This window comes from Bacteroides sp. GD17 (assembly GCF_038448625.1).
Lineage (GTDB): Bacteria > Bacteroidota > Bacteroidia > Bacteroidales > Bacteroidaceae > Bacteroides.
In genome coordinates, this window is the sequence record NZ_JBCEZS010000001.1 from 656,485 (window position 1) to 678,957 (window position 22,473).

General features: G+C 48.7%; 25 protein-coding genes. 9 read left to right on the forward strand and 16 right to left on the reverse strand.

Features of this window, described 5'->3' with window-relative positions:
* Positions 1 to 173: 173 nt before the first annotated feature.
* A complete protein-coding gene (locus AAE250_RS02205; protein WP_294596756.1) occupies positions 174 to 1,574 on the forward strand; it encodes an alkaline phosphatase in 1,401 nt (466 codons plus the stop codon).
* 56 nt (positions 1,575 to 1,630) lie between these two features.
* On the opposite strand, the gene AAE250_RS02210 is transcribed toward AAE250_RS02205, so the two are convergent.
* The 7 genes from AAE250_RS02210 to efp all read right to left on the reverse strand — a co-directional run bounded on the left by AAE250_RS02210 (position 1,631) and on the right by efp (position 7,389).
* Positions 1,631 to 1,840: a hypothetical protein gene (locus AAE250_RS02210; RefSeq protein ID WP_294596754.1), complete on the reverse strand. Its 210-nt coding sequence runs from the start codon at positions 1,838 to 1,840 to the stop codon at positions 1,631 to 1,633.
* A 101-nt stretch (positions 1,841 to 1,941) separates the two neighbouring features.
* Positions 1,942 to 3,795: a ChbG/HpnK family deacetylase gene (locus AAE250_RS02215; protein ID WP_294596751.1), complete on the reverse strand. Its 1,854-nt coding sequence runs from the start codon at positions 3,793 to 3,795 to the stop codon at positions 1,942 to 1,944.
* Positions 3,796 to 3,814: 19 nt separating this feature from the next.
* Entirely contained in the window at positions 3,815 to 4,579 is a 765-nt protein-coding gene (locus AAE250_RS02220; RefSeq protein WP_294596748.1) for a UDP-2,3-diacylglucosamine diphosphatase, read from the reverse strand.
* Between the two features lie 38 nt (positions 4,580 to 4,617).
* On the reverse strand, positions 4,618 to 4,932 hold the full coding sequence (locus AAE250_RS02225; protein ID WP_294596745.1) for a metal-sulfur cluster assembly factor: 315 nt from the start codon (positions 4,930 to 4,932) through the stop codon (positions 4,618 to 4,620).
* 79 nt (positions 4,933 to 5,011) lie between these two features.
* On the reverse strand, positions 5,012 to 5,698 hold the full coding sequence (gene radC, locus AAE250_RS02230) for a RadC family protein (RefSeq protein WP_294596741.1): 687 nt from the start codon (positions 5,696 to 5,698) through the stop codon (positions 5,012 to 5,014).
* Entirely contained in the window at positions 5,698 to 6,687 is a 990-nt protein-coding gene (locus tag AAE250_RS02235; RefSeq protein ID WP_294596739.1) for a glycosyltransferase, read from the reverse strand. The genes radC and AAE250_RS02235 overlap by 1 nt, the downstream gene beginning before the upstream one ends.
* A 135-nt stretch (positions 6,688 to 6,822) precedes the next feature.
* Positions 6,823 to 7,389, reverse strand: a complete 567-nt coding sequence (gene efp, locus AAE250_RS02240) for an elongation factor P (RefSeq protein ID WP_291584686.1) — start codon at positions 7,387 to 7,389, stop codon at positions 6,823 to 6,825.
* 192 nt (positions 7,390 to 7,581) lie between these two features.
* Between efp and rpmH the strand changes: the two genes are divergently transcribed.
* Positions 7,582 to 7,743, forward strand: coding sequence for a 50S ribosomal protein L34 (gene rpmH, locus AAE250_RS02245; protein WP_002558970.1), 162 nt, complete (start codon positions 7,582 to 7,584; stop codon positions 7,741 to 7,743).
* 76 nt (positions 7,744 to 7,819) lie between these two features.
* On the opposite strand, the gene AAE250_RS02250 is transcribed toward rpmH, so the two are convergent.
* Positions 7,820 to 9,001: a peroxiredoxin family protein gene (locus AAE250_RS02250; RefSeq protein WP_294596733.1), complete on the reverse strand. Its 1,182-nt coding sequence runs from the start codon at positions 8,999 to 9,001 to the stop codon at positions 7,820 to 7,822.
* Positions 9,002 to 9,160: 159 nt separating this feature from the next.
* Between AAE250_RS02250 and AAE250_RS02255 the strand changes: the two genes are divergently transcribed.
* The 6 genes from AAE250_RS02255 to AAE250_RS02280 are packed head-to-tail and all read left to right on the forward strand — an operon-like array spanning position 9,161 to position 14,136.
* Positions 9,161 to 9,814, forward strand: a complete 654-nt coding sequence (locus AAE250_RS02255; protein WP_294596730.1) for a PASTA domain-containing protein — start codon at positions 9,161 to 9,163, stop codon at positions 9,812 to 9,814.
* 20 nt (positions 9,815 to 9,834) lie between these two features.
* Entirely contained in the window at positions 9,835 to 10,905 is a 1,071-nt protein-coding gene (locus AAE250_RS02260) for an RluA family pseudouridine synthase (RefSeq protein ID WP_294596728.1), read from the forward strand.
* The gene (locus tag AAE250_RS02265) at positions 10,902 to 11,876 is read left to right on the forward strand and encodes a D-alanine--D-alanine ligase (RefSeq protein ID WP_294596725.1); all 975 of its coding nucleotides are present in this window, start codon (positions 10,902 to 10,904) and stop codon (positions 11,874 to 11,876) included. Before AAE250_RS02260 ends, AAE250_RS02265 begins: the two co-directional genes overlap by 4 nt.
* Before the next feature lie 38 nt (positions 11,877 to 11,914).
* Complete coding sequence (locus AAE250_RS02270) at positions 11,915 to 13,063, forward strand: acyltransferase (RefSeq protein WP_294596723.1); 1,149 nt, start codon at positions 11,915 to 11,917, stop codon at positions 13,061 to 13,063.
* Between the two features lie 5 nt (positions 13,064 to 13,068).
* A complete protein-coding gene (locus tag AAE250_RS02275) occupies positions 13,069 to 13,731 on the forward strand; it encodes a NigD1/NigD2 family lipoprotein (RefSeq protein WP_294596721.1) in 663 nt (220 codons plus the stop codon).
* A gap of 18 nt (positions 13,732 to 13,749) precedes the next feature.
* Entirely contained in the window at positions 13,750 to 14,136 is a 387-nt protein-coding gene (locus AAE250_RS02280; RefSeq protein ID WP_294596719.1) for a rhodanese-like domain-containing protein, read from the forward strand.
* A gap of 67 nt (positions 14,137 to 14,203) precedes the next feature.
* Here AAE250_RS02280 and AAE250_RS02285 read toward each other — a convergent pair whose 3' ends face one another.
* Positions 14,204 to 15,154, reverse strand: a complete 951-nt coding sequence (locus AAE250_RS02285) for an Rpn family recombination-promoting nuclease/putative transposase (protein ID WP_294596715.1) — start codon at positions 15,152 to 15,154, stop codon at positions 14,204 to 14,206.
* 80 nt (positions 15,155 to 15,234) lie between these two features.
* Positions 15,235 to 16,188, reverse strand: coding sequence for an acetylornithine carbamoyltransferase (locus tag AAE250_RS02290; RefSeq protein ID WP_294596712.1), 954 nt, complete (start codon positions 16,186 to 16,188; stop codon positions 15,235 to 15,237).
* A gap of 140 nt (positions 16,189 to 16,328) precedes the next feature.
* Between AAE250_RS02290 and AAE250_RS02295 the strand changes: the two genes are divergently transcribed.
* Positions 16,329 to 17,510: a porin gene (locus tag AAE250_RS02295; RefSeq protein ID WP_294596709.1), complete on the forward strand. Its 1,182-nt coding sequence runs from the start codon at positions 16,329 to 16,331 to the stop codon at positions 17,508 to 17,510.
* On the opposite strand, the gene AAE250_RS02300 is transcribed toward AAE250_RS02295, so the two are convergent.
* The 6 genes from AAE250_RS02300 to AAE250_RS02325 form a co-directional block, all read right to left on the reverse strand.
* Complete coding sequence (locus tag AAE250_RS02300) at positions 17,507 to 18,754, reverse strand: glutamate-5-semialdehyde dehydrogenase (protein WP_294596707.1); 1,248 nt, start codon at positions 18,752 to 18,754, stop codon at positions 17,507 to 17,509. The two genes, AAE250_RS02295 and AAE250_RS02300, sit on opposite strands and share 4 nt — an antisense overlap.
* A 315-nt stretch (positions 18,755 to 19,069) precedes the next feature.
* Complete coding sequence (gene proB / locus AAE250_RS02305) at positions 19,070 to 20,152, reverse strand: glutamate 5-kinase (RefSeq protein ID WP_294596704.1); 1,083 nt, start codon at positions 20,150 to 20,152, stop codon at positions 19,070 to 19,072.
* Positions 20,142 to 20,381, reverse strand: a complete 240-nt coding sequence (locus AAE250_RS02310; RefSeq protein ID WP_294596701.1) for a DUF2007-related protein — start codon at positions 20,379 to 20,381, stop codon at positions 20,142 to 20,144. Before AAE250_RS02310 ends, proB begins: the two co-directional genes overlap by 11 nt.
* Positions 20,382 to 20,456: 75 nt before the next feature.
* Positions 20,457 to 21,296, reverse strand: a complete 840-nt coding sequence (murI, locus tag AAE250_RS02315; protein ID WP_294596698.1) for a glutamate racemase — start codon at positions 21,294 to 21,296, stop codon at positions 20,457 to 20,459.
* A 99-nt stretch (positions 21,297 to 21,395) separates the two neighbouring features.
* The gene (locus AAE250_RS02320; protein WP_294596695.1) at positions 21,396 to 21,902 is read right to left on the reverse strand and encodes an OmpH family outer membrane protein; all 507 of its coding nucleotides are present in this window, start codon (positions 21,900 to 21,902) and stop codon (positions 21,396 to 21,398) included.
* A 54-nt stretch (positions 21,903 to 21,956) separates the two neighbouring features.
* Positions 21,957 to 22,472, reverse strand: a complete 516-nt coding sequence (locus AAE250_RS02325; protein ID WP_294596694.1) for an OmpH family outer membrane protein — start codon at positions 22,470 to 22,472, stop codon at positions 21,957 to 21,959.
* Between the last annotated feature and the right edge of the window lies 1 nt (position 22,473).

The window sequence follows — 22,473 nt, forward strand, 5'->3', positions numbered from 1 at the left end:
CGGAGAGTATATCCGATAGAGCCAAGATAAGGAGCCGGGGACAGGTAAAACTGTTTCCCGGCTTTTTCTTTTTAACAGAATCTTCATCCCTTAATGGTTTAAAATCCTTATCTTTGTTACGTTTTAAGAAACGGTGACGACTTTTTGAACAACTTTAAATAAATAGCAAGTTTATGAAACGATTAATGTATGTATTGCTCTTTGTGCTGTTGACGGGTGCTGTATATGCCCAGCAAGCAAAGTATGTGTTCTATTTCATCGGGGATGGAATGGGAGTGAACCAAGTGAACGGTACGGAGATGTACCTGGCCGAACAGGAAGGACGCATCGGGATAAAGCCTCTTTTATTTGCCTCCTTTCCGGTTGCCGGCTTTGCCACTACTTTCTCTGCCACAAACTCAGTTACGGACTCTTCTGCTGCCGGAACAGCCCTTTCTACCGGTGCGAAGACGTATAACGGCGCCATCGGCATGGACGACAACAAGAATGTCCTCCAGACCGTTGCCGAGAAAGCCAAGAAAGCCGGAAAGAAGGTAGGCGTGACGACCAGTGTCAGTGTAGACCATGCTACTCCTGCCGCTTTTTACGCTCATCAGCCCAACCGCAACATGTACTATGAGATAGCCCTTGACCTGCCGAAGGCCAATTTTGACTTCTATGCTGGCGGCGGTTTCCTGAAACCTACTACAACTGCCGATAAGAAAGAAGCTCCGAGCATTTTCCCCATCATCGAGGAAGCCGGATATACGATTGCCAGAGGTTTGGATGAATACAAGGCAAAAGCAGCCGATGCACAGAAGATGGTACTGATTCAGAAGGAAGGTGCTGATCCGTCGAGCTTACCTTATGCTATCGACCATAAAGACGGTGACTTGACCTTGGCCGAGATTACGGAAAGTGCCATCTCTTTCCTGACTAAAGGAAGCAACAAAGGTTTCTTCCTGATGGTAGAAGGTGGAAAAATAGACTGGGCTTGCCATGGCAACGACCCTGCTACTGTTTTTGAAGAAGTGATTGATATGGACAATGCTGTGAAAGTGGCTTATGAGTTCTACAAGAAGCATCCGAAGGAAACACTGATCGTGATTACAGCCGATCACGAGACCGGTGGTTTGGGACTGGGTACTTCCAAGTATGAGTTACATTTGAAATCTTTGGTAAATCAAAAGCAATCTCAGGAACAGCTTTCGAAAGCAATTACAGACTTGCGCAAGGAAAGAGGTAATAAAGTTTCTTGGGAAGAGGTAAAAGCATTGCTTACTAATAATATGGGCTTTTGGAAGGAACTTCCTTTGACTTGGGAACAAGAGAAAATGCTCCGTGATGAATATGAGAATTCTTTTGTAAAGAACAATGCTGTCTTTGAAGAGAGCCTGTATGCCAAGACCGAGCCATTGGCTGCTGTTGCCCGTAAGGTGATGAGTGAGATTGCAATGGTAGGTTGGACAAGCGGTAATCATACCGCAGGATATGTACCGGTGTATGCCGTAGGTGCAAATTCCGAACTATTCAAGGGCAAGATGGATAATACGGAAATTCCGAAACGTATAGCAAAGGCCGGCGGATATAAATAATCTTTCTCTATACTATAAGAGAGGCTGAATCATCATCAGATTCAGCCTCTCTTTCATTATTCCAAGTCTTTCTTGATTATCTGGTCCATCTCTTTGATGAGTTTCTTCCGCTCCTTTTCCGATTTTACCTTCTTATCTTTATACCCGAGATCTGTTCTTTCGGAAATCTTTTCGCTCCACTCTTCAAATTCATCTATTGCCGGACGTCCGTGGGGCTCTATGTTCTCTTCGGCAATCGAGTCGTTTCTGTTAATCATATCATCCATAACATTTTTGTTTTAATGGTTCTTTATGATAAACCCCGATTGCCGCGAAAAGTTTCAGAAGTACCTTTCTCTTTTTATAATCCTTCGTGAGAATAAACGTTTTATAACGCCGGGAGCAGATACTTCCAAATCAAGTTCAATTCAGCCTGCATGTCTTGGATATGTGCGGTAACGGCGATAACGGCATCCTTCTCGGGCAGCACCAGAATGTATTGTCCGTTGGCTCCATCTGCGCGATAAGCATTGTGACGGCAGCGCCACATCTGGTAGCCGTAGCCTTGCAGCCAATCGCTGGTCTTGGCGCTCATCTTCGCTTTCTTCACCATTTCCGGTTTCATACCTGCGGGCAGTGATGGAACCTGATAGGCTGAAGCTTCCTTGACCCATTCTTCCGGCAGCACTTGCTGACCGTTCCATTTTCCTTTCTGCAGAAAGAGCTGTCCCATTTTGGCAAGATCTTCCGTCTTGAGGTACAAGCCCCAACCACCGGTGTTGATGCCTTGCGGACTTTCTTCCCAACGGACATTGACAATACCCAGTGGGCGGAACAATCGTGGATAGAGGTAATCTACCACTTTTTCGCCTGTCACCTTTTGCACGATAGCAGAAAGCATGTAGGTTCCTACGCTGTTGTAGGTATAGAACGTGCCGGGCTTGTGCTCTACCGGATAGGCAAGGAATTCCTGTACCCAGTCGGCATCGGCCTTCTTGCGTACGGTACCGGAAGGATCAACATCATGTCCGCAGTTCATAGTCAGCAGGTCACGTACGGTCATGTCTGCCAGGTTCTCGCTGATGGTGGCGGGGAGTTTGTCGGGGAAGAAGGAAATAACCTTGTCCGTCAACTTCAACTTGCCTTCGGAAATGGCAAGCCCTACGGCAGTGGCGGTGAATGTTTTGCTGACGGAATTCAGGATGTGCGGCTCGTCTTCCTTACCCTGGCTCAACCACTGGGCAGCGACGACGTTGCCGTGCTGTACTATCATAATGCTGTGCAGGTCTTGTCCGGCTTTCTTTACCGCATTCAGGTATTTGTCCATCGCTTTGTCCAGCTTCTTGGAAGCGGTGGCGCGGGGCAGACCTTTAGTCAACTGGTTGATGGTAATGAGCTTGATCCCTTTCTCTTCGATCGTTTGCTTTACACGGGGATTTGTCAGCAGGTCGGTCACTCCTTGACGATCGAGGGCTACGTCTTCGTAGCCGATGTGGAAGACAGTTTTCATCTCGTCATTGTCGAATGCAGGGTGATCGAGGAAGAGATATTGCTTGCCCGGTTCCAACTTGTTCAGCGATTTGATGAAACTGTTTTCCTTTTCGGCGGATGTCCGCTTGGGACCGTCGTAGCCAATGTATGTAAACTGGTAGTCTTTGGAAGAATTCATCCGGTCGACAGATGGCAAGTTGTATTCTTTGGCAAGGCGAAGCACCAGCTCGTTGACTTCCTTGCTGAAGCCGGTAGAGAGCATGTGCCCGGACAGATGGCTGAGTTGGGGAATATTCTTCAATGCCATTTCTATCTGTGCACGGAATTCCTGTTCTATCTCCTTGATGTCCCATTTATTTTCCATAATGGATTGTCCCGGGTAGGCAGGATTGGCGGACATCATCGGGTAGAAGTAACCGTTTTCATCCGTCAGGCTGGGGCAGTGGGTCAGCGGTCGCCACTTCACGTTCTCCCATTCGCTGGTGATGACCAGGTGCAGGCCTACGTCCAGACCGGGATTTTCTTTCAGCATCTTCACCGCTTCGGGATACCATGCCGCCACGGGCATTACTTCTACACTGCGGGCAATGCCGTCGCGGTAGGTTTTGATACAAGCTTCGTTCACGGAGTGGAAAGCGCCGAGGTCGTCAATGCGGACGACGAGGGTAGGAGACGATTGTCCCCATGCCGGAAGTGTTCCTGCTGCAAACAGACATCCGGCAATCATGTTTTTCATTCTTAAAGGTTTCATTTAGAGTATATTTGTAGGGTTATAGTTTGGTCTCTCCTTCGATGAACTCTTCCAGGAAGAGATTTTCGCCGTCAAATACGGCATAAGAGAAGTAATTGATCCAGTCGCCCAGTATCAGCACGCGGGCAGTGGCGCTCAGCATCAGATCCAGTTCGATGTGCCGGTGTCCGTAGATGAAGTAGTTGATGTTGGGGTGGCTCTTCAGATATTCTTTGGTGTAGAGCACCAGATATTCTTTGTCTTCTCCCATGTATTCAGGCTCTTTGCCGTTGATGCGTTTCATGCGGCTGTGCTTGGCCCATGCCAGTCCTAAGTCAATGCTCCAGCGGGGATGCAGGGAGGAGAAGAGCATTTGCAGGGTGGGACTGTGGAATATGGAACGGAGGAAACGGTACTTCTTGTCCGGGTCGCCCAGGCCGTCGCCGTGGGCAAGATAGAATTCTTTTCCGTAGATTTCGGTGGTGAGGGGCTCGCGGTGGATGATGACGCCACATTCGGTCGTCAGATAGTCACCACACCACAAGTCGTGATTGCCGGTAAAGAAGTGTACTTCCACGCCCAGATCGGTCAACTCGGAGATTTTTCCCAGAAAGCGGGTGTAGCCTTTGGGTACTACGGTGCGGAATTCGTACCAGAAGTCGAATATGTCTCCCAGCAGGTATACGGCGGATGCCTTATGCTTGATGCTGTCCAGAAAGTTGACCAGCCTGCGCTCTTGGGTGCGGCTGTGCTCAATGGCGCGGGAGCCAAGGTGGGCATCGGACAGGAAATATACGTTCTTCATTTCTTTATCAACTATCAATTATCAACTATCATCTATTGTTACAGGAAGCCCAGTTCCAGTTTGGCTTCTTCGCTCATCATGTCTTTGTCCCATTCGGGTTCGAATACAAGGTTGATGGTGGCGGAGGTGATGCCGTCGATGGATTCCACCCGCTGGCGCACATCTTCCATGATAAAGTCGGCTGCCGGACAGTTGGGAGCGGTCAGCGTCATGTCAATGGTGACTTCTCCGTTGTCCTCAACGTCTATCTTGTATATCAGGCCCAAGTCGTAGACGTTGACCGGTATTTCGGGGTCGAATACGGTCTTGAGCATGGCTACTATCTTTTCTTCTATTTCAAATCTGTTGTCCATAATCTTAAGGGTATATATAGATTTTACGAAACAAAGCTAAATAATTTAATCGAGACTACAAAGAAAAAGACGGACGGTGTTATAGCAGCCCTTCGTCGGTAAAGCTATAATACTTCCCGTCGGTGATAATAACGTGGTCGGTTAGCCGTATGTTCATGGTTTGGGAGGCTTTCCTTACGAGTTCCGTCAGTCGCTGGTCTTCGGGGCTGGGACGCGGGTTACCAGAAGGGTGATTGTGGATGAGGGCTATTTGGGTGGCACGTTGCAGCAGGGCTTCGCGAAGGATGCTTCGTACGTCGGCGGTGGTCTGGTCGATGCCGCCGCGGCTGATGCGTGCTTTGTCGATGACGCGGGCGGCCTGGTTCATCAGCAGTACCCAGAATTCTTCTTGAGCCAGGTCGCAGAGCAGGGGATAGAAGATATCGTGGATGTCTCGGGAAGAACGGATGACGGCACGTTCGGGACGTTCTTGCAAGCGGCGGCGTTTGCCCAGTTCCAGAGCGGCCATGATGGTGATGCTTTTGGCGGGACCGAAGCCTTTGAAACGGGAGAAGTCATGTACTTCCCATTTGCCCAGTTGGTTCAGGTCGTTACTGGCGGCGGAGAGTACCCGTTGCATCAGAGCTACAGCACTTTCTTCCGTATTGCCGGAGCCGATGAGGATAGCAAGCAGTTCGGCATCACTCAGTGCCTCGGCACCTTTTTGCATCATCTTTTCCCGTGGGCGGTCTTCTTCGGCCCACTGGTTGATATTAAGTTTGTCCATTATTTGTAGAAGTTCTTTTTGAAGGCTTCGAATTCGTCTTTGCCAAGTATGCAGCGGTTCCACCAGGCGCGCCAGAAGCCCGTTCCGTAACCGATGAGCTGAATGAACGACGCGGCAATGGAGTAGATGCCGATGCACAGGCTGTGGTTTTGAATGGAAGAGTCGATGCATACCAATAGAGCATACAGTAAGATAGGTGTCAGGCTGTACAGACAGAAGGGTGCGCCCAGCAGTAATATCACCACTCCCAGGGTAAAGGCGGCCGGCAGCAAATGGACTACCTTCAATGATTCCGGGTATTTTTTATATAGATTGATTCGGGCAATTCCCGAGTTATGAACCTGTTTGAAGAACTTCCTCAAATCTGTCCGGCGCTTGTGGTATACCCAGGCATCGGGGAACAACCGGCACGTATATCCTCCTTTGAAGATGCGGATACTGAAGTCGATGTCCTCGCCGAAACGCATTTTCGAGAATCCGCCCAAGGCTTGGTATACCTCCCGCCGTACTCCCATATTGAAGCTTCTCGGGTAGAATTTGTCCATCTTCTTTTTCCCTCCCCGGATGCCGCCGGTGGTGAAGAAGGAGGTCATTGAGTAGTTGATGGCTTTCTGCACAGCTGTAAACGATTCGTGCGCGCGGTCCGGGCCGCCGAAAGCGTCGGCAGGTTCTCTTTGCAGTTCTTCTTCCACGGCGGAGAAATAGCCTTCGGGCAAGATGCAGTCGGAGTCCAATATAATAAGGTATTCTCCTTTGCTCCGCTCCGCTCCGTAGTTGCGTGTCTGTCCGGGACCGGAATTCGTCTTGGCGTAGTAATGTATATCCAGTTGCTTCTGATATTTCTCTACCACTTCCTTGCAAGGGATGGAGGAACCATCTTCTACAACAATGACTTCAAAGTTCTTGAAACTCTGTAACGTCAGGCTTTGCAGCAATTCGTCCACTTCATCGGGACGGTTGTATACGGGGATGATAACGGAGTATCGCATGGTGTCAGTCTTTTCTTCATGATGCTTATTGCTTACAAAGATACGTACTTATTCCCGATAACGTCTTCGTTCTATCAAAAAAACACCCGAACGTTATGAACGCCCGGGTGTCTTTATATTTGTTCTAATAGACTCTTATGCTTTCACACGACCTACGTAAGAACCGTCGCGAGTATCGATTTCGATAGTTTCGCCTTCGTTGATGAACAACGGAACACGTACTGTTGCACCTGACTCTACTGTTGCAGGTTTCAAAGTGTTGGTTGCAGTATCGCCCTTCATTCCCGGTTCGGTATAAGTAACCTTCATCTGAACTTTGATAGGCATGTCTGCATAAAGTACAGTTTCGGTAGAAGCATCGGATACAACTTCGAGAACAGCTCCTTCCAACAGGAAGTCAACGCCATTGATAAGATCGTGGGCGATGGGGTGTTGGTCGAAAGTTTCCTGGTTCATGAAGATATAATCTTCGCCTTCTTTATATAAGAACTGGTAGGGACGGCGTTCTACGCGTACATCTTCCAGTTTCTCACCGATGTTGAAACGACGTTCGAGTACATAACCGCTTACTACGTCTTTCAGTTTTGTACGCATAAAAGTGTTACCTTTTCCCGGCTTTACATGCAGGAATTCAACGCAAAAATACAGCTTGCCGTCCATACGGATGCAAGTTCCGTTTTTAATGTCTTGGGCATTAATCATACTTATAGTCTTTATTATTATATTAGAAATTACTCCTTTAGTGCTGGTTTGCGGGTGCAAAAGTAATGGAAATAGGTAGAAAACGCAAAAAGTTTTGAGAGAAAATGAGTTATCTCTTGGTTTATTTGAAAAAAGTCCCTATTTTTGCAGCCCGAATTCGTGAGAATAATAACATAAAACAAAGATACAGTAATGAAAAGAACATTTCAACCCTCTAACAGAAAGAGAAAGAACAAACACGGTTTCCGTGAGAGAATGGCAAGTGCTAACGGTCGTAGAGTATTGGCAGCACGCCGCGCTAAAGGCAGAAAGAAACTGACTGTTTCTGACGAATACAACGGAGTAAAGGCATAAGCCAATTCCTTGTACCAAGAAATAAGAAATCCGCAAAAGGCTTCAGTCTTTTGCGGATTTTCTTGTTTACAGCTCCTTATTGTTGCGCTGCCAATTTCTCTTGTAGTAGTTTTTGTAGCGGTTCGTAGACTTCGTTGTAGCCGCGATAGAGCGTCTTCCCTTCGGGCGAGATCACCATCAGGATGGGTACACCGGCAAGGTAATAGGCATCGGTTATGAACTCGTTGCCGGCAGCAGAGGTGTAGACAGTGGTCCAGGGTTGATTGAATAGCGGAGCCAGTTCGTCATATTGTTTATACTCTTCGGACAGGGCTTCTTGGGTAAATCCCAGCACCTCAAAACCTTTCTCATGATACTCTTTGTACAGTTCCAACAAACGAGGTTGCACCCAGATTGTGCCGGGACATAATCCCCAATGGTAAAGTAAAAGATACTTGCCGCGATAGTCGGACAGGGACACTTGCTTGCCGTCCGTAGCAGTCACGGTGAAGGGTGAGGGAGTGTTACCCGGTTCAATGTTGGCTTTCACTTGCAGCATCTGTTCAAGCAACTTACCGGTGGCGGATGCCTTTATTTGAGGGGAGAAGCGCGCGAAGCGCTCTTTAAAGTCGGGATAAGAGGTGTCGTAAAGTCTTTGCAGGTAGGAGATGGCAGCGTATTCGTTGTCGTCGATGGTTTCGGCGATACGCTTTCGCTCCTGGCTCAATGCCGGGCAATTGCGTGTGTTGAATGCGTCCATGTAATATTGCATGGAGTCCGGGTTAGCTTTCGGCGTATCTTGCAAACTGCTGTAATAGAGCGCTCTGCGGTACACGTGTTCGTCTGCCCTGCCTACACTGTCTTCCAATTGCAAGAGTTGCACCAGGCGAGTGTCGTCGTACATACCACCCCGAGGTTGCAACAGTGTGAAGAACTCCGTGCTCCCCTCTATCTGCAACCGATCGCCGGGACGTCCATAAAGCACAGTACCCCGGCTGTGCGAAGGCAGGGCTTCACCTTTGGCAGGCTTGTAAGAGAGGAGGTAATAGTGTGTGCCGGTGAGAGGGGTTTGGTAGGTGAACTTCCCAGGTTCGGAAACCACCAGCGTGTCGGTAGAAATGTCTTGCCACTTGGGCAGGGAGATACGGGTGAAGTAGAGGGTATCTTCTTGTTGAAGTCCTTCGATGTTTCCATCCACTATAAGCTGATTTTGGGGGGCAGAACAGGCGCACAATAAAGATAGTGCGGCAATTACCGGTGTTGCATACTTTGCTTTCATAGTTTATCGTATATTTATAGGGTGGTAAAGGTAAGCAAATCTTTTGATTAACCTGTTTATTTTGCCGACAGGTTATCAATATAAGATAAAAACTTGGGACTTCTCCGCGTACTATGTGGTGAAAATTGTATCTTTGCCCCAAATAACGTGCTATAGATTATGACAATAAAAGATTTTTTCTCTTTCAGGCAGAATAAATACTTCTGGGGGAACCTTATCGCAATGATCGTTGTAGTTGTCGGATTGGTTTTCGGAGTATTGAAAGGACTGGATATATATACCCGCCACGGCGAAGCCGTAGTAGTACCCGACGTGAAGGGCATGAGTGTGGGCGAAGCCGAGAAGATGTTCCGTAATCACGGGCTGAGTTGCGTGGTTTCGGATTCCAGTTATGTAAAGACTTTGCCTGCCGGATGTATTCTTGAATACAGTCCTGCAGCCGGACAGAAAGTAAAGGAAGGACGCATTATCTATCTTACCATCAATACGCTGAATATACCCTTGCATGTTGTTCCCGATGTAGCGGACAACAGCTCTTTGCGTCAGGCCGAGGCACGCATCCTGGCTTCCGGCTTTAAGTTGGCCGAGATAGAGTATATGCCTGGAGAGAAAGACTGGGTGTATGAGGTGAAGTATAAAGGTCGTCCCCTTGCTACTGGCGATAAAGTACCTGCCGGTGCCGTACTGACCTTGAAGGTGGGAGACGGTGGCGAGCTTCCGCAAGAAGGTGATTCCCTGGGTATGGATTCTATTCGGAATACCGCTCAGCCCGTTGTTTCCGGCGACTCTGCCGCAGACGAATCCTGGTTCTGATCTTTAATACCGATAGCCGCATGATAGAAGAATTGCCGGATGAAATAGAGAATGATGAGCTGGACGATATAGAACCCGTCGGCGATGAGGCGCAACTCTATGAACACTTCCGTGTAGTGGTGGACAAGGGGCAGGAGATGATGCGTGTGGACAAATACTTGTTCGACCGTCTGACGAACGCCTCGCGCAACCGCATCCAGAAAGCAGCCGATGCGGGCTTCGTAATGGCCAACGGCAAGCCCGTGAAGAGCAGTTACAAAGTGAAGCCGCAAGACGTCATCACCGTGATGATGGACCGCCCGCGCTACGAAAACGAAGTAATCCCCGAAGACATCCCCCTCCATATAGTATACGAGGACAAGTACCTCATGGTCGTGAACAAGCCTGCCGGCCTGGTGGTACACCCCGGACACGGCAACTATCACGGTACCCTTGTCAACGCCATCGCCTGGCACATGAAGGATAATCCCGATTACGACGCCAACGACCCTCACGTGGGACTGGTGCACCGCATCGACAAAGATACCTCCGGCCTGCTGGTGATAGCCAAAACTCCGGATGCCAAGACAAACCTCGGTAACCAGTTTTTCAACAAGACCACGAAGCGCCGGTACCGCGCACTGGTTTGGGGAAATGTAGAACAAGACGAAGGCACCATCGTAGGCAACGTAGGGCGCAACCCCCGCGACCGTATGCAGATGATTGTCCTTCCCGATGACCAGGGCAAGCATGCCGTCACCCACTACCGGGTGTTGGAACGCCTGGGTTACGTAACTCTTGTGGAGTGCATCCTTGAGACAGGACGTACCCATCAGATCCGTGTGCACATGAAGCACATCGGGCACATACTTTTCAATGATGAACGCTATGGTGGGCACGAAATACTGAAAGGAACCCACTTCGCTAAATACAAACAGTTTGTAAACAATTGCTTCGATACTTGTCCGCGGCAGGCGTTGCACGCCATGACCCTGGGGTTTGTGCATCCCGTCACCGGCGAAGAGATGTACTTCACCTCGGAACTGCCCGACGACATGGCCCGGCTGATTGACAAATGGAGAAGCTATATCAGTAACAGAGAATTAGAATGAAACGCACGATTGCTATTGTAGCCGGAGGAGATACCTCCGAATTCGAGGTTTCCCTGCGCAGTGCACAGGGCATCTACTCCTTTATCGACAAGGAGAAGTACACATTATATATAGTAGAAATGCATGGCCTGGACTGGCATGTCCAACTGTCCGACGGAACGAAAGCTCCCGTAGACCGCAATGACTTCAGCTTTCTGCTGGATGGCACGAAGATTACCTTCGACTTTGCCTATATCACGATTCACGGCACTCCGGGCGAAGACGGCCGTTTGCAGGGCTATTTCGATATGATGCACATCCCGTATTCCTGTTGTGGCGTGCTGGCGGCAGCCCTTACTTACGATAAGTTCGCCTGCAACCAGTATCTGAACAAGTTCGGAGTCAGCATTGCCGATTCGTTGATGCTGCGTCGCGGGCAGCAGATTTCCGATGAGGAAGTGATGGAGAAGATCGGGCTGCCTTGTTTCATCAAACCCAGTTTGGGCGGCTCCAGCTTCGGCGTAACCAAGGTGAAAACGCAGGAACAGATACAACCTGCCATAGCCAAGGCGTTTGAAGAAGCTCCCGAAGTGGTCGTGGAGGCTTTTATGGACGGCACGGAACTTACTTGTGGTTGCTACAAAACAAAAGATAAATCTGTAGTGTTTCCTATTACGGAGGTAGTGACGCACAACGAGTACTTCGACTACAAGGCCAAGTACAACGGTGAGTCGGATGAGATTACTCCCGCCCGTATTTCTGCTGAACTGACCGGTCGCGTGCAGGCGCTGACATCGGCTATCTATGATATACTGGGCGCTTCGGGTATTATCCGTGTAGACTACATCATCACCGATGGCGGAAAGATTAATCTGCTGGAAGTGAATACCACTCCCGGTATGACTGCCACCAGCTTCATCCCCCAGCAAGTACGTGCTGCCGGACTGGATATTAAAGATGTAATGACTGATATAATAGAGAACCGGTTCTAGTGATTTTACAGATCACTGAACACTAATCATTTATCGCTATGAACGTGGAATTTGATGAAATCCGTCCTTATCATGACGAGGAGCTTCCCCAAATCTTTGAGGAATTGATAGCCGACCCTGCATTCCGGCAGGCTGCTGCAACGGTTATGCCCGATGTACCTTTTGATGTGGTGGCACAGAAAATGCGCGCGTGTAAAACCAAACTGGAGTTTCAGAAAACCTTCTGTTACGGTCTGTTGTGGAAACTGGCTGCGGACACTACGGATGGACTGTCGCTCGACCATACGGCGTTGCCGGATAAGAAGATAGCCTATACTTATATTTCCAATCACCGCGACATCATCCTTGATTCGGGCTTTCTGTCCATTCTGTTGGTAGACCAGGGCATGGATACGGTGGAGATTGCTATCGGAGACAACTTGCTCATCTATCCGTGGATTAAGAAGTTTGTCCGCGTCAACAAATCCTTTATTGTGCTGCGTGCCTTGAGCATGCGTCAGAAGTTGGAAGCATCCGCACGCATGTCCCGCTATATACATTACACCATTGGCGAGAAGAACCAGTCCATCTGGATTGCCCAGCGTGAAGGGCGCGCCAAAGATGCGAACGACCGTACGCAGGACAGTGTACTGAAGATGTTGGCAATGGGCGGTGAAGGACACGTCATCGATCGGTTGATGGAGATAAACCTGGCTCCGCTCGCTATCTCCTACGAATACGACCCTTGCGACTTCCTGAAGGCGCAGGAATTCCAGTTGAAGCGCGATATCCCCGACTATAAAAAGAGCACTGCCGACGACCTGCTGAATATGCAGACCGGCCTGTTCGGCTATAAAGGCCGGGTACACTTCCAGACGGGAGCCTGCATCAACGATGAACTGGCCAAGATGGATCGTTCATTGTCGAAGCCGGAGCTTTTTGCACGCTTGTCGGCGCTGATAGACAAGCGCATTCATGCCAATTACCAGATTAATCCTAATAATTACGTGGCGCACGACCTTCTTGAAGGAAACGAGACTTTCGCCTCGCACTATACTGCAGAAGACAGGCAGCGATTCATCACCTACGTAGATGGGCAACTGGATCGTATCACTATTCCCAATAAAGACTTGTCTTTCCTGCGCGAGAAGATGTTCCTGATGTATGCCAACCCGCTGAGGAACTACCTGGCGGCCATAAAAGAATAAAATGAATGAATAAGTACTGCTATTGGTGGCTTTTGCCTTTGTTGGTCTGCCTGCTGGCAGCTTGTGGTGATGACGAATACCACTATCCTCCCGTGAAGCTGGAATTCCTGACCGCCTATTCGGGTGCGGACGGTAGTCTGCAATCCGTCTTGACGGATGAAGGGAAAAGCTATCCGGTAGTAGAGGACTTGACCGGTACTCATATTGATGCCGATACTTCAGTCCGTGTTATCAGCAACTATGCTTCGGAGACGGCTATTGACGGCACACCCGGCGTAAAGCTGTATGCGCTGAGTGGCGTCGTCTCTGTTGTTCCCCAAACAGCCGATAAGTTTAAGAATGGTGTCAAGACAGACCCTGCCAATGTGTTGAGCATTTGGATGGGACTCGATTATCTGAACCTGACGCTTCAAGTTAAGGAGAGCGGCCAGCATCTTTTTCATTACGTGGAAGATAGAGTTACGACAGATGCTGCAACCGGGCAGAGTGATGTCTATATTACGCTTTATCATGAAGCAGGCGGGGAAGTATCCTATACCCGACGTGCTTATGCTTCCATGCCTCTGCGGCAATATGCTGTGGAAGGTGTACAGAAGGTGACGGTTCACTTCAGCGTGCATACTTATGCGGGCGACATAAAGACTTATGACTTTGAATATATACCTTGATTAAAAATGAAATATCTGATGAAAACCTTGTTTGCAGGCATTTGCCTTTTCTTTTCCACTTTGTTCTCTTGCCAGCAGAAAGCAGATAACTTTAAATCTGTTTCTGTAGACGAATTTGCCGCCTTGATAGCCGATCCGGAAGTACAGCGTCTGGATGTGCGTACCGTTGCCGAATATTCGGAAGGGCATATCCCCGGTAGTATTAATGTCAATGTGCTGGATGATGCATTTGCGGAGGTTGCCGATTCGGTATTGCAGAAAGATAAGCCTGTTGCACTATACTGCCGCAGCGGTAAGCGCAGCAAGAAAGCCGCTTCCATATTGAGTAAGAAAGGGTATACCATTTATGACCTTGACAAAGGATTCATAAGTTGGCAAGGAGCGGGGAAAGAAGTGGAGAAGTAAATCGTTTTATGTTGAGATGATGATATAAAATCATTGGTGCGCCCCGGGCGCTCTTTCCCTTTTTTCTTTATAGATTGGCAATCTCTTCGAGAGACAAGCCGGTGATATCGGCAATCGTTGCGTTGTCGAATCCTTTGTTCTTCATCTTTCGGGCAGCAGAGAGGCGCTCTTCTTCTTTTCCTTTTTCTCGTCCTTCTACTATTCCTTTTTCCCTTCCTTCTGCTATGCCTTCTGCTCTTCCTTCTGCTCTTCCTTCCAATCTCCCTTCTAATCTCCCTTCCAGTTTAGCTGAATCGATCACATCATTCTGAATCATCACCGCACTGAGATGTTCATCGTACGCCCGACGTTCTTGTGGCGTCATAGAGTAGTACTTCAGCTTCTCGCGTGCTTCTTCCAAGCCGGGAGCTGTAGTATCGGGGCGTATTATTCCGCTTTTCAGATACCTCATCCATTCTTCCAGCGGCGTAACCGCCACCTGGTTGAACTCATTGACACGGATCAAAACATATTCCGGGAAAATCTCAGCAGGCATACGCGTCACTATTGCGTTCTTTTCCTTGACATTGATTTGCAATTTATCGCCGGTATGTACACCTATAAAATTATTCTGTCCGTAGTACAGGTAATCACTGCCGATGCCGATGTCGAAGTACAGTATGCTGATGGAATATATCTTCTTTACGTGATAGTAGGTTTCGCCTAGCGAAATATGCTCGGTGATTGCTTTGGCCACGCCGTAAAGAATACGTTCCAGGTAATAGAGTTCGCGCGTGTTCTGTATTTCGATGATGATGATTTCATCCTTGCTGTTGCGCGCTTTGATGTCCACCCGGTTGAATTTATCATCGGCGGTCTGCTGGTTACCCTCGCTTTCGAGTATCTCCAGGATAGTGACTTTTTCTTTCAGGAATACGGTCAGGAACCCTTCGAGCACACCAAAGTTAGCTTTCTGGCGTAGCAGGCGCTTGATGGCCCAGTCAAATCGTATGTATTTATCTTCCAAATAGCTTTCCATGATGATTTTCTTTTAGAGTTAAACAAAGGTATTGCTTTTACTTTAAAAAGCAATACCGGCAGGGAACCTTTTATTTTGTTTTATAGCCCTTCAATCAATCTCTTCAGCACCACCGTTGCCGATATCTCCCGATTGGCAGCCTCGGGAATAACGATGGACTGCGGACTTTCGATCACGTCATCCGATACAATCATGTTGCGGCGAACCGGCAGGCAATGCATGAAGTAAGCATTGTTAGTGACAGCCATTTGTTGCTTGTCCACCGTCCAGGCGCGGTCTTTGCTCAGTACCTGGCCGTAGTTGTCGCCCGTATAGGCTGCCCAGCTCTTGGCATAAACAAAGTCGGCACCTTCAAGGGCCTTCATTTGGTCGTATTCCACACGTGCGTTGCCCACAAACTTCGGGTCGAGTTCGTAGCCTTTGGGATGTGTAATCACAAAATCGTAATCCGTGGCATTCATCCACTCGGCAAAGGAGTTGGGAACGGCCTGCGGCAACGGGCGCGGATGCGGTGCCCACGTCATAACGACTTTAGGACGCGCCGTCTTCTTATATTCCTCAATCGTTATCAGGTCGGCAAAGCTTTGCAACGGGTGGCGTGTAGCTGCCTCCATAGAGAATACAGGACGACCGGAGTACTGGATGAACTGGTTCAGTATCACTTCGTTGTAATCATATTCTTTGTTCTCGAAGCGGGCAAAGGAACGTACGCCGATTACATCGCAATAGCAACCCATCACGGGAATTGCTTCCAGCAGGTGCTCCGGTTTGTCGCCGTCCATGATGACGCCCCGTTCCGTCTCCAGCTTCCAGGCACCCTGGTTGATGTCCAGTACAATGACATTCATGCCCAGGTTCAAGGCAGCCTTCTGAGTGCTGAGGCGTGTGCGCAGGCTGGAGTTGAAGAATATCATCATCAACGTTTTGTTACGTCCCAGTTCCACATATTTGAAACGGTCTTTCTTAATCTCAAATGCTTCGTCCAGTGCAGACTTCAGGTTTTCGATGTCTTGCACGCAAGTAAAGTTCTTCATGTTCACTGTTCTTTTTAGTGTATCTATATGCACAGCAAAGATAAAGATTAAATGCGAATTACAAATAAATTTGCAACTGCTTTCGGTTTGCATTATCTTTGTCCTGGAATTTTAACCTTATAGATCTGATACGCTGAATTATGAAAAAGACCATTCTGCTTTCCTGTCTGCTGACGGGATGCGCGGCATCTGCCATGTCGCAAGAGCCATTGATTCGTCCCGAAGAGGGGAGAACCTTGTTGGAACGTGTTACTGAAGATGGTAAATCCATTGCTTCCGCCAGTATGAACCTCCAGTTCTACACTTCGGCTGCCGCTTACCTTACCGATGGGAAACTGGATGAGGCAGCTTTTAAAATCAATGCCGTACGCCTGGAGATATTAGGCGATTTCGGTGAGGATTTCTCTTATCATTTCCGTCAATCTTTCAACAAATACAGCAACCCGCATGTGCTCGACAATTTGTCGTCTTCCGTGGAGTGTGCTCTGGTAAACTGGAATATGAACAAGCGCTTTACGCTGACCGTGGGCAAACAGGCACTTCAGCTGGGGGGCTACGAGTATTGGGTGAACTCCATCAAAGTGCGTGAGTTCAGCGATTTCAATAACAATGTGGCTTGCTATCAGGCTGGGGTGAACGGTGCCGTCAACCTGTCGCCCACACAACAGCTGAACTTGCAGATAGTGAACAACCGCAGCGGTGATGAAGACGAGACTTTTCTCTACGGTCGTCCGGAGGAGGTGGGCAAAGTACGCGTACCCATGTTGTCTACTGCCAATTGGGACGGCTACTTCTTCGATCGCGGATTGAATTTGCGCTATTCCGTATCGTGGGGACAGTTGGCGGACAAGCGGAACATTCTTTATCTGACTGCCGGCAATGTTTGGAAGAAAGGGCCGGTTGTGGCTTACGTGGACTTGATGTATTCGCGCGAAGGGCTGGACAGCAAAGGACTCATCAGCGAACTTTCCGCCGGCCGGCCGGAAGGAGGTGTCACCGCCCAGCATGTCTCTTACTTTACTACGATCGCCAACTTCGACTACCGCATACATGCGCATTGGAATCTGTATGCCAAGGGCGCTTATGAAACGGGAAGCGTTTACAAGACAAACGGTTTTTACGAGAAGGGGCTTTATCGTCGTACCTGGAATGTGCAGGCATGCGCTGAATATTTCCCCATGAAAAACAGTGAGCTGCTCATCTTCCTCCACCTTTTGTACAAGAATCACGGCTTGACACAACGTGCCAAAGCACTTGGTGCGGAAGACTACAGCTCACAGCGTATTTCGTTGGGATTAGTCTATACGATACCGGTATTTTAGCTTCTGATCTGGCCTTCTCCTTCGATAATCCACTTGTATGTGGTGATTTCCTCCAATGCCATCGGGCCGCGTGCGTGCAGCTTCTGGGTGCTGATACCGATTTCGGCACCCAGCCCGAACTGGGCTCCGTCTGTAAACGAAGTCGGGGCATTAACGTAGACGCAGGCAGCGTCTACATCGCGACAGAATTGTTCGGCGCGTTTCTTGTCTTCCGTAATAATGCATTCGCTATGCTTGGAACTGTACTGCCGGATGTGTGCCATTGCTTCCTGGATGGACGCAACGGTTTTAATAGCCATCTTGTAGTCCAGGAACTCTCTGCCGTAGCAGTCTTCGGTGGCCGGCTGCAATAATTCAGCGGGGTATTTGCCTTGCAAGGCGCTATAGGCGGGGGCATCGGCGTAAATCATTACGTTGCTTGCGTGCATAGGCTGGCATAAGTCCGGCAAATCAACCAGGCGGTTCTGATCGATGATAAGGCAATCCAGTGCATTGCAAACGCTGACGCGGCGTGTCTTGGCATTGTTGATGATGGCGGCACCCCTATTGGCATCGCCATAAAGGTCGAAGAAAGCATGGCATACGCCTGCACCGGTTTCAATGACCGGTATCGTGGCATTCTGGCGTACAAAGTTGATGAGGCTGCTGCTGCCGCGCGGAATAATCAGGTCTACATAGCCGTTGGCATGCAGCAATTCGGCGGTTGCTTCGCGGTCGGCGGGCAGCAGTTCCACGACGTGCGGGTCTACATTGAAGTGTTCCAGTACTTGGTGTATCACGCTGACAATGGCACGGTTGGAGCAGTCGGCATCGCTGCCACCTTTCAGTATGCAGGCGTTGCCGCTCTTCAGGCAGAGCGAGAATACATCGAAACTGACGTTGGGACGTGCCTCGTAGATGATGCCGATAACGCCGAACGGCACACTTATTCTTTTTATCTTCAGTCCGTTGGGTAGAATGTTTTCCTTCAATACCCGTCCCAGCGGGGAGGGGAGAGTTGCTACGTTGCGCATGTCTGCGGCGATGCCTTGCAGACGGTCTTCGGTCAGTTTCAGACGGTCGTACTTCGGATTGGCAGGGTCCATGCGGTCCAGGTCTTTCCGGTTCTCGGCAAGGATGAAGTCTGCCTGCTCCATGGCAGCATCGGCAACAGCCAGCAATATCCGGTTGATCTCTTCGTCACTCAATGCCAAAAGCTTGCGGCTTGCATCTTGTACTGCAACAAAAGTTTTGTTCAAGTTCATCTTAAATGTGGTTTATGGTGTTTATAACATCTGCAAATGTAATGATTAAAATTGGGTTCTTATATAATGAAATTCGTTTCCTTAGCACAAACTTCTGTTCCCATAGTGGGACACATTCGTTTCCATAGTAGGAAACGAGCGTTCCCATTATAGGAAACGACAGTTCCCATTAGGAGAAACTCTCGTTCCCATGCGAAGAAACTGGCGTTCCCAACGCACGGAAACTGGCGTTTCCATGCGAAGAAACAGGAGTTTCCTACCTATAGGAAACTGCAACGTATTGTATATTAGATTGATATATGCCTTTGTTGGAGCCTATTCTATATAGAGATAATCGTAATGTACTACTGCCTTCTTACCGTGTTTGCCCATTGCTTCGCGTGCCTGGGCAGAGTCACAGTTTGCTTTACCCACTCCGATGGGATTGCCTTCGAAGTCGATAATCCGCACAATGTCGTCTTTCTCGAACTCTCCTTCGATAGCTGTGATGCCTACGGGCAGAATGCTGACGGCCTTGTCGGAAGCAAGTACTTGCGTGGCTTGTTCATTGATGTGCAGTTCGCCTTTGGCAAAGCCTTCGCTGTGGGCAATCCACTTCTTGACGCTCGATACCGGTTCCGGGGAAGGAATAAAGCGGGTGCAGAGAGTTTCGGCAGGATGTTGCAGCAGGTCTACGAGGATATTGTCGCGCTTGCCGTTGGCTATGATTACGGTGATACCTTCGTCGGCTACCTTGCGGGCAATGTTGGTCTTGGTCAGCATGCCGCCACGCCCGAAGCTGGACTTGGATGTCTGGATGTAAGAAGAGAGGTCTTTGCCCTGTCCTATCTCGCGGATAACCTGGGAGGACGGGTCGGAGGGCGAACCGTTGTAGATGCCGTCGATGTTGCTGAGAATAATCAGCGCTTGCGCATCCATCATGGAGGCTATCAGGCCCGACAGTTCGTCATTATCCGTAAACATCAGTTCGCTTACGGAAATGGTATCGTTCTCGTTGACGATGGGGATGACGCCGTTTTCCAGCATCACGGTCATGCAGTTCTTTTGGTTGAGGTAATGGCGGCGGGTGCCGAAGTTCTCCTTCATGGTGAGTACCTGCCCCACGGGGATGCCGTGTTCGCGGAACAGTTCGTAGTAGCGGTTGATGAGTTTGGCTTGTCCTACGGCAGAGAAAAGCTGCCGCTGATCAACGCTGTCCAGTTTCTTGACCGGATGCACCTCGCTACGCCCCGAAGCCACGGCTCCGGAGGAAACGAGGATTATTTCTACGCCTGCTTTGTGCAGCTCGGCTATTTGGTCTACAAGTGCAGACATGCGTGTTACGTCGAGCGTTCCGTCGCGTCGTGTCAATACGTTGCTGCCTACTTTGACGGCAACTCTGCTAAAATCAATCTCCATCTTTCTTCTTTTCGTATTCGCGCACTACCTCCATAGCGGCTTCATAATCTTTTTCGTTGACTACAACAGATATATCGATCGCAGTAGCCGGCAATACCATGTTTACTACCATTTCATCTTGGGCCACGGCTTCGATGTTGTTGTTTGCAAGCAAACTCTTTACAAGTTCTGCCTCCCACGGGCTTCCGCTGAATACTTCAATCAGCTTGGTTTTATCTTCTTCTTTCATGACAGTATGAATTTAGAGGTTATTGTATGACAAATATAACAATTGTTTTCGTTTTAATGTTTAAATTCCTACGAATTATAGTTCTATCCGTTCTACTCTGACCGCTTCATTCAAGAAAGTGGAAGCCGATTCTATGAATTTATCTTCTGCTTCGGTGGTTCGATAGACGCATCTTCCGCCTTTTGTACATTTCCTGTCCATCTCTGGATGGCGGTGGAGATAGTCTTTCAGACTTCTTGCCACCAGCTCCCCTTGCGATACGATAGTAATCCCTTCGGGCATGTACTGCTGTATCTTGGGCAGTAGCAGCGGATAGTGTGTGCACCCCAGTATTACGGTATCTATCAATGGGTCTTTGGCAAGCAATTCGTCGATATATTTGCGTATAAAGTAGTCTGTACCTTCTCCTTGTGCCTCGTTGTTCTCTACAAGCGGCACCCATAGCGGGCAAGCCTCGCTACTGACTTTGATGTCGGGAAAGAGCTTGTGTACTTCCAGCGGATAGGATTCCGATTTGATGGTTCCCGATGTGGCAAGTACACCGATATGGCGGCTATGGGTAATGCTACCAATACATTCCACCGTAGGGCGGATGACGCCTAATACACGGCGCTCGGGGTCGAGGTGGGGCAGGTCGTTCATCTGTATACTGCGCAGGGCTTTGGCAGAGGCAGTGTTGCATGCCAGTATCACGAGGTGGCATCCCATACCGAACAACTTGGTGACTGCTTGCAGAGTGAACTCGTAGACAATTTCAAAGGAACGTGTCCCGTAGGGCGTACGGGCATTGTCGCCCAGATAAATGTAGTCGTATTCGGGAAGTGCTTCCCGTATCTTGCTCAAAATAGTCAGTCCGCCATATCCTGAGTCGAATACGCCGATAGGGCCAGAGGCGGAAGGTAATGTTTGTTTCATACTTTCTAAAAGCTATGTACGTTGCAAAGATAGTGTAAAAAGTAAGCGCGGACAAATTGCCCGCGCTTACTTTTCAGAGATAATATCTTTTCCGGATTTTTATTTAATGCCTAATTGTGTCTTGACCTTAGCCGTTACATCCGTGCTTTGTGTACTTACATAAGGTATTGCCGTACGAGCCAGGTCGAAGATATAAACTACACCTTCTGCCTTACCTACTGCCTGGATTGCTTCATCCAGTTTCTGATAGATGGGAGCCATAGCATCTTGCTGTGCTTTCTGCATAGACTGGTAAGCCTCTTGTTGGAATTGTTCCTGACGTTGAGCCATATCTTGCAATTCTTTCTGGCGTCTTTCTGCAATGTTCTTCGGCAGAGAGTCTGCTTGTGCTAAGAATTCCTGATACTTCTTTTGGAATTCTTCGTTGGTACGTTGCATCTCTTCCTGATACTTCTTGGACATGGCATCCAGATCAGCTTGCGCCTTTGTGAATTCGGGCATTACAGAAATAACTTCCTGTGAGTTCATGTGAGCGAACTTCGCTTGTGCCATCGCTCCCAGCGGGAGGACAAACATAACTACGAGTAGTGCGATTTTTTTAAGCATAATGTTTATTATTTATTTGAATGATTATTTATAGTGGGGTACAAATGTATGAAATTAATTTGAAAATCCTAATTTAGCAAGCACTTCATTGCTGACATCAATGCTTGGTGAAGCAAAAATAATGCTTGATGCCGAGGCACGATCCACTACTACAGCATATCCGCTTTGGGTAGCTATCTCCTTTACCGCTTCATATATCTCATCCTGAATCGGACCTATCAGGTCTTCACGCATCTTATAAAGTTCGCCTTCCGGACCGAAGTATTTGCGGCGCAGGTCGGCTGCTGCTTTCTCCTTGGCTACAATCTCTTCTTCCTTTTTGCCTCTCTGTACATCAGAGAGGGAGGCTATCTGAGACTGGTAGTTTTTGTACATCGTCTTGGCTTCTTCGGCAATCTTTTCAACTTCGCTTTGCCATTGCTTGGACGATTGTTCCAGTTGCTGGTTTGCATGTTCGTAAGCCGGAATATTCTCTAAGATATATTCCATATCGATCAAGGCAAACTTCTGTGCATTCGCTGTAATGCCTGCGGCAAACAGCAGAAACATGAATAAAATAGTCTTTCTCATA